Origin of the sequence: Bradyrhizobium sp. ISRA442, assembly GCF_038085055.1 — a bacterium.
Classification (GTDB): Bacteria; Pseudomonadota; Alphaproteobacteria; order Rhizobiales; family Xanthobacteraceae; genus Bradyrhizobium.
In genome coordinates this window covers 319,225-334,611 of record NZ_JALGCN010000003.1, presented here as the reverse complement: position 1 = coordinate 334,611, position 15,387 = coordinate 319,225, and the positions used below count along the sequence as shown (strand labels likewise).

The 15,387-nt window shown below is 64.7% G+C and carries 13 protein-coding genes; 4 read left to right on the top strand and 9 right to left on the bottom strand.

Annotated features, from left to right (window positions below; all coding sequences use genetic code 11):
• The first annotated feature begins 88 nt into the window (after positions 1 to 88).
• A complete protein-coding gene (locus MTR72_RS07860) occupies positions 89 to 529 on the top strand; it encodes a DUF2147 domain-containing protein (RefSeq protein WP_280968270.1) in 441 nt (146 codons plus the stop codon).
• On the opposite strand, the gene MTR72_RS07855 is transcribed toward MTR72_RS07860, so the two are convergent.
• Positions 526 to 1,680, bottom strand: a complete 1,155-nt coding sequence (locus MTR72_RS07855) for a DUF3095 domain-containing protein (protein WP_280968269.1) — start codon at positions 1,678 to 1,680, stop codon at positions 526 to 528. The two genes, MTR72_RS07860 and MTR72_RS07855, sit on opposite strands and share 4 nt — an antisense overlap.
• Before the next feature lie 215 nt (positions 1,681 to 1,895).
• Between MTR72_RS07855 and MTR72_RS07850 the strand changes: the two genes are divergently transcribed.
• A complete protein-coding gene (locus MTR72_RS07850; RefSeq protein ID WP_341510279.1) occupies positions 1,896 to 2,300 on the top strand; it encodes a hypothetical protein in 405 nt (134 codons plus the stop codon).
• Here MTR72_RS07850 and MTR72_RS07845 read toward each other — a convergent pair.
• The 5 genes from MTR72_RS07845 to MTR72_RS07825 form a co-directional block, all read right to left on the bottom strand.
• Positions 2,297 to 2,497, bottom strand: coding sequence for a hypothetical protein (locus MTR72_RS07845; RefSeq protein ID WP_280968267.1), 201 nt, complete (start codon positions 2,495 to 2,497; stop codon positions 2,297 to 2,299). The genes MTR72_RS07850 and MTR72_RS07845 overlap by 4 nt on opposite strands.
• A gap of 127 nt (positions 2,498 to 2,624) precedes the next feature.
• Positions 2,625 to 3,347 (bottom strand): SDR family NAD(P)-dependent oxidoreductase, encoded by a 723-nt coding sequence (locus MTR72_RS07840; RefSeq protein ID WP_280968266.1) that lies wholly within the window; start codon positions 3,345 to 3,347, stop codon positions 2,625 to 2,627.
• Complete coding sequence (locus MTR72_RS07835) at positions 3,340 to 4,722, bottom strand: class I adenylate-forming enzyme family protein (RefSeq protein ID WP_280968265.1); 1,383 nt, start codon at positions 4,720 to 4,722, stop codon at positions 3,340 to 3,342. The genes MTR72_RS07840 and MTR72_RS07835 overlap by 8 nt, the downstream gene beginning before the upstream one ends.
• The gene (locus MTR72_RS07830; protein ID WP_280968264.1) at positions 4,709 to 4,954 is read right to left on the bottom strand and encodes an acyl carrier protein; all 246 of its coding nucleotides are present in this window, start codon (positions 4,952 to 4,954) and stop codon (positions 4,709 to 4,711) included. The genes MTR72_RS07835 and MTR72_RS07830 overlap by 14 nt, the downstream gene beginning before the upstream one ends.
• A gap of 427 nt (positions 4,955 to 5,381) precedes the next feature.
• Positions 5,382 to 7,196, bottom strand: coding sequence for a long-chain-acyl-CoA synthetase (locus MTR72_RS07825; RefSeq protein ID WP_280968263.1), 1,815 nt, complete (start codon positions 7,194 to 7,196; stop codon positions 5,382 to 5,384).
• A 368-nt stretch (positions 7,197 to 7,564) separates the two neighbouring features.
• Here MTR72_RS07825 and MTR72_RS07820 point away from each other — a divergent pair, with 368 nt between their 5' ends.
• The gene (locus MTR72_RS07820; protein WP_280968262.1) at positions 7,565 to 8,545 is read left to right on the top strand and encodes a Bug family tripartite tricarboxylate transporter substrate binding protein; all 981 of its coding nucleotides are present in this window, start codon (positions 7,565 to 7,567) and stop codon (positions 8,543 to 8,545) included.
• Positions 8,546 to 8,825: 280 nt separating this feature from the next.
• Here the strand turns inward: MTR72_RS07820 and MTR72_RS07815 are convergent, their stop codons facing one another.
• Together MTR72_RS07815 and MTR72_RS07810 are read right to left on the bottom strand one after the other, a co-directional pair.
• Positions 8,826 to 9,092, bottom strand: a complete 267-nt coding sequence (locus MTR72_RS07815; RefSeq protein ID WP_341510278.1) for a DUF3551 domain-containing protein — start codon at positions 9,090 to 9,092, stop codon at positions 8,826 to 8,828.
• Positions 9,093 to 9,163: 71 nt separating this feature from the next.
• Positions 9,164 to 9,448, bottom strand: a complete 285-nt coding sequence (locus MTR72_RS07810) for a DUF3551 domain-containing protein (RefSeq protein ID WP_280968260.1) — start codon at positions 9,446 to 9,448, stop codon at positions 9,164 to 9,166.
• Between the two features lie 428 nt (positions 9,449 to 9,876).
• On the opposite strand from MTR72_RS07810, the gene MTR72_RS07805 reads away from it, so the two are divergent.
• The gene (locus tag MTR72_RS07805; protein ID WP_280968259.1) at positions 9,877 to 13,011 is read left to right on the top strand and encodes a multidrug efflux RND transporter permease subunit; all 3,135 of its coding nucleotides are present in this window, start codon (positions 9,877 to 9,879) and stop codon (positions 13,009 to 13,011) included.
• 310 nt (positions 13,012 to 13,321) lie between these two features.
• On the opposite strand, the gene htpG is transcribed toward MTR72_RS07805, so the two are convergent.
• Entirely contained in the window at positions 13,322 to 15,199 is a 1,878-nt protein-coding gene (gene htpG, locus MTR72_RS07800) for a molecular chaperone HtpG (protein ID WP_280968258.1), read from the bottom strand.
• Positions 15,200 to 15,387 lie beyond the last annotated feature (188 nt).

Genomic DNA, 15,387 nt, shown 5'->3' with positions numbered 1-15,387 from the left:
GGCAAATCAACGCAGGAATGTGATTCCGCCCGGCGTTGCACTATCGTGATTTGCTGGTATGGAGGCGCCTCCATTTTCGGGGCTCTCCATGTTCAACAGATTCGCCGTTTTCACTATTCTTTTGACTACGCTGTGTGGTGCGACCGCCGCCCATGCGCAGAGCGCTGACGCGAGCGGCACCTGGCTGACCCAGGCCGGCGATGCGCGCGTGAAGGTCAGCAAATGCGGCGGCGGCATCTGCGGCGTCATCGTCTGGCTGCGGGAGCCCTACGATACTGCGACCGGACAGCCCGCCACCGACAGCAAGAACCCCAATCCTGCGCTCGCCCGGCGCCCGATCATCGGCTTGCCGCTGTTCAGCGGCATGCAGCCCACAGGTCCGAACAAATGGTCGGGCCAGATCTACAATGCCGACGATGGCAGCACCTATGCGAGCAGCATCACGGTGACTGGAACGGAAAGCTTGCGGGTCGAAGGTTGTGTCGGCGCGCTCTGCGGCGGCGAGACCTGGAGCCGGGTCGGCCACTAGCTCGTGCCCGCCATCATCGCCTTCAGCGCCGTTGCCGCCGATGCGTAGCCGCCCCGCGCGCCGTCGATGAAGTGCACGTGATCGCTGCGCAGCGCCGATGGCGTGAAGCAGGTCATCATCGCCGCGTCCTGCGGGTAGAGTCCATAGCGCACGACACCATCGCGCGCGCCGGCTGCAAGACGCTCACTGAGAGCGCGCTCGAGCTCCGGCGTACAGTCGAGGATCATGCGCAGGCCATCGTCATATTTACGGAAGTCGGAGTTCTCGACCACCTGTCGCTTGTAGAGCTTCGGCACGAAGCCGCCGATCTTGATGTCGAAGCGCATGATCAGATAGGCGAACAGCGTGTACATGAGCACGCCGGCGCGGCGCGTGAACAACGGCCCGCCGCGTGCCGCCCGCGCCTCGTAGTCGAGCCCCTGCGGCGGCCACCTCAAGGGCGGTCCCTGCGGCGGCACGGGACGGCCGGCATCCGGACTGCGCTCGACGATGTGAATCACATCCTCGATCACCTTCCGAAAGGCTTTGGGATCGGCGCTGCGCGCCGGCACCACCAACACTGACAGGATCAGGCCGCGCGAGGCCGGAATCTCCTCGAAGCGGCAGGACAGGCCGGAGAGATCCGGCTGCGTGCCCGCCGGCGCCGGGGCGACCGCGAACTCGCCGCGCTTCATCGCGGCTTCGGCCCACCCCACCCCCCCGCCGGAGAACATCGCATAGGACAGATTCGCCGACGGACCGAAGCGCGCGACGCGGACATCGAGACCTTGCGCGCGAATGGCGCTCACCGGCACCAGCGCGACGCGCATTTTCAAATCGAGATCTTCCCGCACCCAGGTCGCGGTCGCCGCCAGCGCCTCCCGGGCGCGGTCGAGATCGGATGGCGCTACCGCAAAGCTCGCGCCATCGCCGCCGAACACGAAGGGGAATTCCCGTCCCTCCAGCGCGTTGGTCACGGACGCGATCACCGCGGCACCGGCCATGTTGACCGCCTTGTAGCGCTGCGCCGCGATCGCCTTGGTGGAATCGACGATGTCGGCGACACCGATGCTCCAGTCGTCCGGCAGCGGCGCATAGAGGGCGGGATCCATCAGGCTGGTGAAGCCGCGGAAGACGCGAATGCTGCCGTAGAAGGAATCGCCTGGTGTCATCGTGATCCCGAATGGTTGGGAAGTGCGTCCGAGAGAGATACGTGGCAGGATCGATCCGGGTTCGCCGGCCGGCGCCCTCCAATGCCGATCATTGGCTGAATCAGGCCCGGACAACAAGATCGCGCCGCGCCGCATTGCCGCGGCGATCATTGATCGGCATCAAACAGCCGGACGGGGCTTTGCTTACTATTCGATCATCTGAGGGATCGTTCGGGATGATCAAGGTGCCTGACGTCGGTAGCAAGGACCCCGCCACTCCAGTGCTTCCGCATGCTGGGCGCGAGGTGATCAGCGCGGTGAAGATGCCGCAAGAATTGACCGCCGCCGTCGATGCTTGGGCCGAGGCCCATCATTTGGTACGCTCGGATGCGATCTGGAGGCTGATCGAGATCGGTCTGAAGCATGCACCCGCGGCGTCGCCACCGTCCCGCGCAACGATCAAATCGGACTTCGCCAAAATCGAGGAGATCGCGGTGCACGAGATCGATCGCCTGCTCGATCCCGCGCTGCCGGCAGACGAGCGCGAGCGCCGCATTCGCCGCCTCACCGAAGGGCCGCCGGAATTTTCATTCGAACGGATTGACCTGCCGAAGCACCGGACCTGCGCCGCTGCGCGCTAGTGCAGCTTCTCGTCCTGCGGCCTGCGCAGCGCTGATGCCGGCACGCCGTGACAGCCCACGAGCCGGACGAATTGCTGCGGGTACATTTCGTGACCATGATCGCCGGAATTCTGATTTGACATCGGCTGGCTGTTGATCTCATCCGACTTTGCGCGCGACGGCTCTGCCGATGCCCGGCCCTGGTTCGCAGCGGTCATGGACTGCTCCCTGTCGATTAGGGCAGATCGATTGACGTAACCCAACCGATTGCGGAGCATCTTACGACCAAATCCGGGGAAATGAAATTGGGCTGGATCAACTCAGTTACGAAAGGCCGAGTTCCGCTTACGCCGTATTTCCCGCGTCGATTGTGAAGACGGTACCGGTCACGTTGCGACCGCCCTCGCCGAGCAGATATTCCACCATGCGCGCGACGTCGTCCGTCTCCGGCAGGCGCCGCAACGCGCTGCGGCCGGCGATACGCTTGCGTCCATCATCCGATAGATTGTGCGTGAGCTCAGTGTCGATAAAGCCGGGCGCGATCGCGTTCACGGTGATGCCGAGCTTACCCACCTCGCGCGCAAGCGAACGGGTGAACCCGGTGGCTGCGGCCTTGGTCGCGCCGTAGACCGACAGGCCGTTGTAGCCGGTAGTGGCGATGATGGAGGAGATGTTGATGATACGCCCCGCACCATCCGCCATCATCTGGCGCGCAACATATTTGGTGAGGATGATCGGCGACAGCACGTTGAGCTGCACCAGCGCCTCGATTTCGGAATTGTGCATGGTCGCGAGCAGGCCTTCGGTGCCAAGGCCGGCATTGTTGACGAGGCCGTAGATCGCACCGAATTCGTCGCGCACGAGCTTTGCAAAGGCCGGGATCGCGTCGATCACGGCGAGGTCGCAGGCGCGGAAATGCAGCCGGCCTTCGGACTCGGCGATCGCGGCCTTGAGCTCCTCGCTCTCGCGCCGCGCCGCCGCGATCACGTTGTAGCCGGCGCCAACCAGACGCCTTGCGATGGCAAGGCCGATGCCGCGGCTGCCGCCGGTGACGAGGACATTATGCATCGGTGCGCGCCAGTTTTCCGGCCGGCGTAACGTCGAGCGCCTCGACGAAGCGGATCACCGCCGGGACCTTGTGCGAGGCGAGCTGCGAGCGGCACTGATCCAGGATCTGATCGCGGATCTCCGTCGCCCGCGCCGGATCGGTGCCGTCGGCGAGGATCACGTCGGCGACGACGATGCCGCCGGTAATCGGGCTGCGCCGCGATTTGGCCCGCGACATCCGCACGTCGGCATGACGATTGATGACCGCCTCGATCTCCTCGGGATGAACCTTCAGCCCGCCGATGTTGATGATGCCGCCGCGGCGGCCGACGAAATAGTAGCGGTCGCCGCGCAGCTCGACCATGTCGCCGCTGTCGACAAATCCGTCATCGTCGGTGAGTGCAGTGGCGTTGCGCCCGATATAGGCGTGGGCCGTGCGCGTCGAGCGGATGCGCAGCGAGCCGTCAACGACCTTCATCTCGACGCCGTTGCGGTTGCCGAGATAGTCGGCAGGAAAGCCTTCGAGCCCGTCATTGACGGCAAAGCCGACGCCGGCTTCGGTCGAGGCATAGGCATGGCCGACCGAGGCTATCGGAAACGCCGCCTTCAACCCATCGAGCACCGCCTGGTCGGCGATCTCGCCGGACAGGCGAACGTAGCGCGGGGCGAATTGCGCCGCCGAGCCGCTCATCAGCAGCTTGCGCCAATGCGAGGGCGTGCCGGAGATGTGAGAAACTGCGCGCGCATTCAACCGCCCGACATGATCAGCGAGCGCCTCATGCGGGTCCGAGAGCACCATCGAGCCGCCGGAGAGGATGGCGCGGAGGAAGATCTGCAGGCCGCCATAGCGGCGAATGTCGTAGAATGTGGCCCAGACCGGCGCGGGTCCGCGCGCGGGACCTTCGGCGACGATCGCGCCGGTCAGCGCCTCCAGCGTATGACCGGCGATCTTCGGCACGCCTGACGTTCCCGAGGTGAGCATCAGCCACTCGGTGGCGCGTTCGGTCTGCACCGGTGTGGTCGGCGTGAGCGGCAATCGTGCGGTGATAACCAGCGCAACACCACGATCGGCCCAGCGGTCGGGCTCGTCGGTGACGACGGCATCGATCCCGGCATCGGCGATCAGCGCGTCGAGATGCGCCGGATTGAGATCCGGCGGGCACAGCAACATGCGGCGGGCGATGCCGTCGAGCTCGATCATCGTAAGGCCCGACCGGAGCTGATCGGACAATTTGAGCAGCACCGCGCGGCCGGACAGCTCGCGCAGACGGCCGCCCAAAACCGTCTGCGACAGGATATCGGTCAGCGACACGCTATTGTGTGCGTCCGAGAGGGTGCGCCCCTTCAACTCCGCGCCGAGATGGTCGCGGAGCGCAAAGATCTCACGCGGGGACATTTTCGTAGGCCCGCACGAAATCACCCACGGTGGCGGGGAACGCTGCGTCCTCGGAAATGGTGAAGGGATCGACGCCGGTCTCGTCCTCGAGGCGCGCGACCAGGATGGCGAAAGCGAGCGAGTCGAAGCCCGTCTCGTGCAGGGACAGATCGTCCGAGAGTTCGGGAAGCGCGACGTGCTGTTCTTTGGCGATCTGCTTGATCGCTTCAATGACCTTTAACCTTACCGACATGGCTGGCTCGCTTTTGCTATCGATCGTTCGTGTTGCGGCGGCTCTTGCTGACCGCCTCCCAAGGCTCACGTTGTTTACCCGACAGAAGTAAATGGCCTCTTGGACAATTCAGGTAAAATTGGACGCATCTTCTGATTTGCTGCGCCGTCGACGCGAATCTTCGAGATGAGCGAGTGAGACGTCCGCTCAGACCGAGTGAGGCGGGCACCACTCTTTCATTCCCTCCCCCCTTGCGGGGGAGGGGCAGGGAGGGGGGTGCCACACGGCACGCTCTGTCTGTGCAAACGAACTTTGTGGAAACGAAGCTGCGTTGCGGCGTCTGAGACGACCGACAGACCTTTTCCTGGGCTACCCCCTCCCCGGCCCTCCCCCGCAAGGGGGAGGGAGCGCACCGTTGTCGTGGTGACGACGTGGCCTCATCATTCCTCTACAGCCTGATCGCGCCGCCGATGATGTGCGCATAGGTCTCCGAATCCAGCGCAACGTAGGCGCCGGATTTCGGGTCGACCATGAACAGCGGATCGGAGATCGCACCCGGATCGAACCCCTCGCGTGCGAGATCGCCCTTCTTCTGCTTGAAGGTCTCGGTCGCATCGAGCTCGTGCGAGATGCGGACGAAGACGGGGCGCGCGTAGGTCGGCAGGCGCTGTGCTAGATGCGCGGGCAAGGCCGCGATGTCAAAGCCTTCGTTCACGACGATCGCGCTCATGCCGGCGCGGCCGTCGGTGCCGGGAATGCTGACGCCGTAGGTGGTGGCGTCGACCACGCCGGTGAAATCGCGCACGGCGTCGTTCACTTCGGAGGTCGCGACGTTCTCACCCTTCCAGCGGAAGGTGTCGCCGATGCGATCGACGAAATGGAAAAAGCCCTTGTCGTCGATCCGCATCAGATCGCCGGTGCGAAACCAGGCATCGCCATTGGCAAAGACATCGCGAAGAATCTTCTTCTCGGTCTCGGCGGCGTCGGTGTAGCCCTCGAAGCGGCCGCCGCCCTCGTCCGCCGTGCCGATGCGGCCGATGGCTTCGCCGGCCTCGCCGCGGGCGCAGGCGATGCAAAAGCCTTCTTCATTGCGCAAGGCTGTGCCGCTGTCGGGATCGAGCTTGACGAGACTTGCAGGAAAACGATGGGCAAGCAGCGGCGGGATGCGACCGATCGCGCCGGGCTGACCCTCGACATTGAACAGCGAGAAATTTCCCTCGGTCGCTGCATAGAATTCGAGGATGCGGGGAATGGCGAACCGCGCCTGGAAATCCTCCCAGATGTCGCCGCGCAAACCGTTGCCGCAGACGAGCCGCAGGCGATGGCGATTCTCGTATTCGGACGGCGGCGCCTTGAGGAGATAGCGGCAGAGCTCGCCGATATACTGGAACAGCGTGCAGTCGTGCCGCACGATGTCGTGCCAGAAGTTCGACGCCGAGAACCTTTCCGCGATCACCACCGAGCCGCCGGCGGCGAGCATGCTGCAGGGCGCGACGATGCCGCCGACCGAATGAAACAGCGGCAGGCAGTCGTAGAGCCGATCCTGCGGCGTCGCGCCCGCAAGGCCGGCGAACCAGAAGCCCCAGTTGAGGATGCGGCGATGGCTGATGCTGGCCGCCTTCGGCAGCCCGGTGGTGCCGGAGGTGTAAATCAGGAGCGCGCGATCATCGATGGTGACGTCGCCATGCTCCTCTTGCGACAACGGACCGTCGTCGAGCGCCGCGAGCGCAACGTCGATGGCGCGTTCGCTGCGGGCGTCGCCATGGGTCCAGATCTTGGCCCGCGTCTTCAGATGCGGCGTCGCGCCGTCCAGCGCCTCCGTCAGGTCATGCGCGATGATGATGTGCGAGGGCTTTGCGACGTCGATGCAATGCGCCAGCGACGGGCCGACGAGCTTGGTGTTGATCAGAGCCACGACGGCGCCGGCGCGGCTGATGCCGAGCCAGGCGGCGACATAGTCGATGCCGTTCGGCATGATCAAGCCGACGGTGTCGCCCTTGTTCGCGCCGACCGAGCGCGCCCAGCGCGCATAGCGATTGATGCGCTTCGACAATCCCTCATAGTCGAGACTTGCGTCCTCGATCACCAGCGCCGCGCGATCGGGCTGGCGCCGCGCCCAGTCCTCGACGACGTCGGCGAACAGCCGGCCCGGCAACGTCTCGATGCGCGCGGTGAGCTCGATCGCCTTCAGCCAGATTTTTGAAGCCGACGGTGGGCGCGCCGCTTTCGGCTGCTCGATGACGCCGGTGATCATGTCGTTCATTCTTTCGGGCCGCTTCTGCGTATTCCCTCCAGCTTAGCCCGTGGGCTCCTGATCAGGCGTTAAGAGACAAGGTAAAACCCGGTTAGCTGACGATTAAATGCAGCCATCCTTTACCAAGCCGAAGGGAACGGCGTGCGAGCCGGCGCAATTCTTGCGATAGCAAAGTTATGACGCCGAACGAGTGCTCACCCTCTCCCCCTTGTGGGAGAGGTCCCGGGCGCAGCTCGGCGGGTGAGGGTCTCTCTCCACACCGACAATCTCGCGAGTGGAGACAACCCCTCATCCGGCGCTTCGCGCCACCTTCTCCAAGGCAAGAAGGAAGAGGAGAGCGTGGACGCAGCTTCGGTTTCCTTGTTGAGGCAAGACCAATGATAACGAAACGCACTTTTCTCCGTACCGCCGCCTGTGCTGCCACGACCCTCGCCACGCCGCGTGCCTTTGCGATCGGCAACCCGTCCTATCCGTCGCGCAGCGTGAAATGGGTGGTGCCGTATGCGCCGGGCGGCGCCACCGACGTGCTGTCGCGGCTGATCTGCCAGCGGTTGTCCGAACGGCTCGGCCAGACCTTCGTCGTGGAGAACAAGCCCGGCGCCGGCAGCAACATCGGCACGCAGGCTGTGATCACGTCTGCGCCGGACGGCTATACGCTGCTGCTGACTTCGACCGCGAACGCGATCAATGCATCCTTCGATCCGGCACTGCCTTACGATTTCGCCAAGGGCATCGCACCAGTCGCCGGCGCGGCGCGCATTCCGCTGGTGCTGGTCGTCAACAACGATCTGCCGGTGAAGACCGTCGCCGACTTCATTGCCTATGCCAAGGCCAATCCCGGCAAGATGTCGATCGCCTCATCCGGCATCGGCACCTCGCTGCATCTCTCGGGTGAGCTGTTCAAAGCGCTTGCCGCCGTTCAGTTCACCCACGTGCCCTATCGCGGCTCGGCGCCGGGACTGACCGACGTAATGAGCGGCCAGATCCAGGGCATGTTCGACAACGTCACCTCGTCGTTCGAGCTGGTGCGGGCCGGCAAGCTGCGCGCGCTCGGCGTGACCACGCACGAGCGCTCGGAGATCTTGCCGGACGTTCCGCCAATCGCCGACACGCTTCCTGGCTATGAGACGAGCTCCTTCTACGGCGTCGGCGCGCCGCGCGACACGCCGCACGAGATCATCGATCTCCTCAATCGCGAGATCGACAGCGCGCTCTCCGACGCTGAGATCAAGACCCGCATCGCCGAGCTCGGCGCGATCCCGCTGCACGGCAATGCCGGCGAATTCGGCACCATGCTCACCGCAGAGACCGACCGCTGGCGCAAGGTGGTGGCACTCTCGGGCGTGAAGAAGGAGTAGCGACGCGTTGAACGAGGCTAGCGCCAAAACTGCGGAGCGTTCCACCCTTGGGGCTAGGGAGGGTGGTGCCACACGGCACACACTCTCTATCTGACGACAGGCCTCGCATTCGCTCTCAACGATGGGAAGACCTTTTCCTGGGCTGCCCCCTCCCCTACCCTCCCCCGCAAGGGGGGAGGGGAGCCGAGTGTATGGCGCCTCATTCGGTGCCCCATCATAATCGGCTAAGACACAGCGCGCGAGCTTGGCGTCGATGTCGGTCTCGAGCACGCCGACGTTGCTAGTCGGGCCTCCCACGATAGCGGCGCGGCGGTTCGTTGGCGGCAAAGTACGGATTGAGATCGCAGCTTGCGGAGAGCCCTGAGGCCGTCGCACGGCATTGCGGCAGGGAAGTGAAGGAGCAGTCGTACCGGTCGCCGCCACCGCCGCTCCCGCCGGAATAGACGTGCATGCAGACGGGAAAATGCGGATCGAAGGTCTGCGCATGAGCTGGAGCGGCCGCCAGCACGACACCGGCGGCCATGATCAAACCGAATGCGTGGCGCATGACCTTGCCCTCGTGACGCACAGGCGAAGCCGCATCAGCAACGGGCCCCGCGCAATCGGAAGATGTACGCGCTAGTACACCTTCTTGTGGCGCCGGTGCGGCGGTGGTGGCGGCGGGGGCTCATTGAAGGCGTAGTAGGGATTGAGGTCGCAGCTCGCGGAGCGGCCCGAAGCCGTGGCACGGCACTGCGGCAGCGAGGTGAAGGAGCAGTCGTAATAGTCACCGCCGCCGCCCCAGCCGCCGGGCGTATAGACGTGCATGCAGACCGGATAGCGCGGATCGTAGGTCTGGGCACTCGCCGGCGCGACGGCCTGCAGCGTGGCAATCGCCATGATGGTCAGGAGCGGTAGGCGCATCGGAAACTTTCCTCAAATCGTTGGCGACAGCAGGCGTTATGCCATTTCGATATGGCACAACACCGCGCAAAAAGCGACCGTTCCTGAACATACCTCTCCCGCTTGTGACGCGCGCTCGAAAAAGTTGCGACGCGGCGTCACACGGGGCACGAACGAAGAAAGAGGCCCACGATCGGTCTGCATAGAACGCATATCTCGCTGCCGCGATTCCTTCGACAAAGGTCGCAAGCATCCGGCGCAGGATTCCGTTCGCAGGCCTGGGCGAACGGACTACTCTCTCAAGACAACGCCGGCCCCGGAGCAACGATGGTCCGGGGTCATCAACAAACATAAGGGCTGAAGGAAACGCACATTCGCGCTCGGGCTCTCGGGCGCGACTCCGCCGCATGCGAGGAGAAGATGCGCTGGCCAGTCGATGGTTTCAGGGCATGCAAGAGAGCTTCTCGTCTCTGTTCATCCGCTATCCGATCGGCACCTCGCTGCTGATGGCGGGCATCCTGTTCGTGGGCCTCGTTGCCTATCCGCTGCTGCCGGTCGCGCCGCTGCCTCAGGTCGACTTTCCGACCATCCAGGTGTCCGCATCCCTTCCGGGCGGCAGCCCCGAGACGATGGCCTCCTCGGTGGCGCAGCCGCTCGAGCGCCAGCTCGCGCAAATCCCCGGCATCACGCAGATGACCTCGACGAGCTCGCTCGGCTCGGCATCGATCACCATCCAATTCGATCTCAACCGCCTGATCGACGCGGCCGCCAACGACGTCCAGGCCGCGATCAACGCGGCAAGTGGCCAGTTGCCGAAGAACCTGCCCTCGCCGCCGACCTATCGCAAGGTCAACCCGGCGGATTCGCCGATCATGATCCTGTCGGCGACCTCCGACGCGCTGCCGCTGACTACCGTCAGCGACCGCACCGACGCGCAGCTCGCGCAGCAGATCAGCCAGCTTCCCGGCGTGGCGCAGGTGTTCGTCGGCGGGCAGCAGAAGCCTTCCGTGCGCATCCAGGTCGATCCGGCCAAGCTCGTCGCCAAGGGATTGTCGCTGGAGGACGTGCGCGGCCAGATCGCGACCGCGACCTCGGACAGCCCGAAAGGAAACATCGACGGTCAGCGACGCGCCTACACCATCTACGCCAACGACCAGCTCCTCGAGGCCGCGCACTGGATGGACGTCATCGTCGCCTATCGCAACGGCGCACCGCTACGGATCCGCGACATCGGCGCGGCGGTGGCCGGGCCGGAGGACATGAAGACCGCGGCCTGGGCCGACGGCCAGCGCGGCGTGTTCCTGGTCATCTTCAAGCAGCCCGGCGCCAACGTCATCGAGACCGTCGACCGCATCAAGGCGCAACTGCCGCGGCTGATCGCGGCGATCCCGCCTGCGATCAAGATCAAGATCATCAGCGATCGTACCATCACCATTCGCGCCGCGGTCGAGGACGTGCAGATCACGCTCATGATCACCATCGCGCTGGTGGTGATGGTGATCTTCATCTTCCTGCGCAGCTTCTGGGCCACGATCATCCCGAGCATTACCGTGCCGCTGGCGCTGCTCGGGGCCTGCTCGCTGATGTGGGTGTTCGGCTACTCGCTGGACAATCTCTCGCTGATGGCTCTGACGATCGCGGTCGGCTTCGTCGTCGACGATGCCATCGTGATGCTGGAGAACATCACGCGCTATGTCGAGCGAGGTGAGAGACCGCTCGCCGCCGCCTACAAGGGCGCGGCCGAGATCGGCTTCACCATCGTCTCGATCAGCATTTCGCTGATCGCAGTGCTGATCCCGCTCTTGCTGATGGGCGGCATCATCGGCCGGCTGTTCCGCGAATTCGCGGTGACGCTGTCGATGGCGATCTTCGTCTCGCTGGTGGTGTCACTGACGCTGACGCCGATGATGGCCTCGCGCTTTCTGCGCGCCGACCAGGAGGCCCGGCACGGCCGCTTCTACCAGTGGAGCGAGCGGATGTTCGAGCGCCTGCTCGGCAGCTATGAGCGCGGGCTGGACCTCGCGCTGCGGCACAGCTTCGTGACGCTTCTCATCTTCTTCGCCACCGTCGCGCTCTCGGCCGGGCTGTTTATCCTGATCCCGAAAGGCTTCTTCCCGCAGCAGGACAACGGCTTCCTGACAGCGGTCTCCGAGATGCCGCAGGACATCTCCTTCACCGAGATGAAGCGGCGACAGGAAGAGCTCAACGCGATCGTGCAGGCCGACCCCGCCGTCGAATCGATTGCGATGTTCATCGGCGGCGGCGGCACGGCGCTGAACTCGGGACGCATGTACATCACGCTGAAGCCGATCGCGGAGCGCGATGCCAATGCGCAAGCGATCATCGCACGGCTACGGCCGAAGCTCGCCGAAGTCGAGGGCGCCCGCCTCTACATGCAGGCCTCGCAGGACGTGCGCCTCGGCGGCCGCGCGACCCGCACGCAGTTCGAGTTTACGCTACAGGACGCCAATCTCGCCGAGCTGAACGAGTGGGCGCCGAAGATCCTGGCGAGCATGAAGAGTCTACCGCAGCTCCGTGACGTCGCCACCGACCAGCAGACCGAGGGCACGACGCTGCAGCTCACGATCAATCGCGACACCGCCTCGCGCTACGGCATCCAGCCGCAGCTCATCGACGACACGCTCTACGACGCGTTCGGGCAGCGCCAGGTCGCGCAGTATTTCACCCAGACCAACAGCTATCACGTGATCCTCGAGATCACGCCCGACCTGCAGGGCAAGCTCGACACGCTCGACAAGGTCTACATCAAGTCGCCGCTGACCGGCGAGCAGGTGCCGCTCTCGGTTATCTGCACCTGGACCAACGAGCCGGTGCGGCCGCTCGCGATCGCGCATCAGGGCCAGTTTCCGGCGGTGACGATCAGCTTCAACCTCGCCGAGGGCGTGGCGCTGGGACAGGCGACCGACGCGGTGCTGCGCGCCGTCGGCGACATGGGCGCGCCGCCGACGTTGGCGACAGCCTTCCAAGGCACCGCGCAGGCGTTCCAGCAATCGCTGAGCAGCGTGCCGATGCTGATCCTCGCCGCGCTCGTTGTGGTCTACCTGGTCCTGGGCGTGCTCTATGAGAGCTACATCCACCCGCTGACCATCCTCTCCACGCTGCCGTCGGCCGGCGTCGGCGCGATCGCGATCCTGATGATCTTCGGCTTCGATTTCAGCCTCATCGCCCTGATCGGCATCATCCTTCTGATCGGCATCGTCAAGAAGAACGGCATCATGATGGTGGACTTCGCCATCGCCGCCGAGCGCGAGCAGCATCTGACGCCGGAGCAGTCGATCCGCCAGGCGGCGCTGTTGCGCTTCCGCCCGATCATGATGACGACGATGGCGGCCCTGCTCGGCGGCGTTCCCTTGATGCTCGGCAGCGGCACCGGCGCCGAGATCCGCCAGCCGCTCGGCTATGCCATGGTCGGCGGCCTGCTGGTGAGCCAGGCACTGACCTTGTTCACGACGCCGGTCGTCTATCTCTATCTCGACCGCTTCTCCAACCTGCTGTTACGCTGGATGGAGAAGAAGCCGGAGGTGAAGGTGGAGCGCGAGGAGCGGAAGGATGCGGCGGAGTAAGGGCGGCGTGCCACCGGCTCCGTCATTGCGAGCGCAGCGAAGCATTCCAGACTGTCTCCGCGGAAGTAGTCCCGCATTGCTTCGTCGCTTTGCTCCTCGCAATGACGAGTGAAGAGACGCGAGATGCGTTCCCTCCCCCCTTGCGGGGGAGGGCTAGGGAGAGGGTGCCACACGGCACGCTCTCTCTGTTGGACGAATTACGCTGCGTTTTTCGGGAAGACGACGGATACCTTTTGCCGGGCCACCCCTCTCCCCGGCAAGGGGGAAGGAGCGCAGCCGGACGCGCGGCGATAGCGTTCGGCTACGGCAGCTAACTGCCCAGCCCCTGCAGCACCAGCCGGTTCAACCGGGTGGCGAAGGCGGCTGGGTCTTCCGGTAGTTCGCCGTCGAGGATCTGTGCCTGCTCGAGCAGCAGCAGGCTGAGGTCGTCGACCAGCTTGGAGCCGGCCTGGGCCCGGGTGATCGCCGCAACCATCGGATGGCGCAGGTTGATCTCGAGGATCGGCTTGGTACGCATGCCGCGGTTCTGCTGCGCCAGGATACGCTCGAGCTCGCGGCTCGGGCCCTCGGTGCTGGCGACGAGGCAAGAGGCGGAGGCGGTCAGGCGCGTGGACGCCTTGACGTCGCTGACGCGCTCGCCGAGCGAAGCCTTGATCACGGCGATGGTGGCAGCCTCATCGGCGGCCGGCTCGTCCTTCTTGGCCTCGTCTTTCTCGTCGACGCGCGGGATCAGGTCGAGGTTGAGATCGCCCTGGCTCAGCGACTTTAGCGGCTTGCCGTCGAACTCCATCGGCATCGAGGTCCAGAAGGCATCGACAGGATCGGAGAGCAGCAGCACCTCGATGCCCCGCGCAGTCGCCGCCTCGAGCCGCGGACTGGACTTCAGCCGCTCGATGCTGTCGCCGACGAGATAGTAGATCTCGGTCTGGTTGGGCTTGAAGGCGGCGACGACGTCCTTGAGCGAGCGCTTCTCGCCGGAGGTGGTGGTGAAGCGCGACAACGCGAGCAGCTTTTCGCGGCGCTCGAAGTCCTCGTAGATGCCCTCTTTCAACACCGCGCCGAAGGCGTCCCAGATCTTGGTGAAGTTCTCCGCGTCCTTCTCGGCGAGGCTTTCGAGCTCGTTGACGACGCGGGTCGCCACCGCCTTCCGGATCTGCGCGAGCTGCGGATTGTTCTGGAGCATCTCTCGGGAGATGTTGAGCGGCAAATCCTCGCTGTCGACGACGCCGCGGATAAACCGCAGATAGCCGGGCAACAGGTCGGCATCATCGGTGATGAAGACGCGGCGGACATAGAGCTTGACGCGGCCCTTGCGTGAGGGCTCGAACAGGTCGAATGGCTTTGTCGACGGCGCGAACAGCAGTACCGCGTAGGAATAGCGGCCCTCAGCGCGATAGTGCAGCGTCATCGCGGGATCGTCGAAAGCGGGCGCGATTTGCTGATAGGCCTTCTTGTAGTCTTCCGCCGTCAGCTCGGATTTCGATCGCTGCCACAGCGCGCTCGCCGAATTAATCTGGCGCGGCTCGCCCTCTTCCGGCACGAGCTCGATCGGAAAGAGGATGTTGTCGGAATAGGCGCCGACGACGCGCTCGATCTCGTAGGTCTCGAGGTATTTCTTGGCATCGTCCTTCAGGTGCAGGACGATCTCGGTGCCGCGCCTCACGCGGGCGGCGTCCTCCTCGCCCGCACGGGCGATCTCGAAGCCGGAGCCGCCGGAGGACGTCCAGGTCCAGACGTCGCTCTCGCCGGCACGGTGGCTGATGACGACGATCTTCTCGGCCACCATGAAGGCTGAATAGAAGCCGACGCCGAACTGACCGATCAGCCCGAGGCCGTCCTTGGCCTCTTTCAGCTTCGCTACGAAGGCCTTGGTGCCGGAGCGGGCGATGGTGCCGAGATGGTCGATCAGCTCCTGCCGCTCCATGCCGATGCCGTTGTCGGCGATCGTGAGCGTCCTGGCGGTCTTGTTCGGAACAATGCGGATCTTGAGGGCGTCGCCCTCGCCCAGGAGCGCCGGATTGGCAATCGCCTCGTAGCGGAGCTTGTCGCAGGCGTCCGAGGCGTTGGAGACGAGCTCGCGCAGGAAGATGTCGGTCTCCGAATAGACGGAGTGCACCATCAGGTGCAGGAGCTCGGAAACCTCGGCCTGGAAGGGCTGCGTATGCGCAGCCGTATCTGTGGTCGTCATGCGTTTACCCGGTCAAATCGAAGAGGAGAAAACCGGGATATAGCGCGAGGGGACGGGGGATCAAGAGGATGTGATGAGGAAGCTGCCCCTCCCCCGCCCCCGGCCGGCGGCGCCCGCCCATAGAGGACCGCGGCCGGGCCATGTAGCGCAGGCGACAGGACGCCTGCGCGGTCGTATCGCAAGCCGGA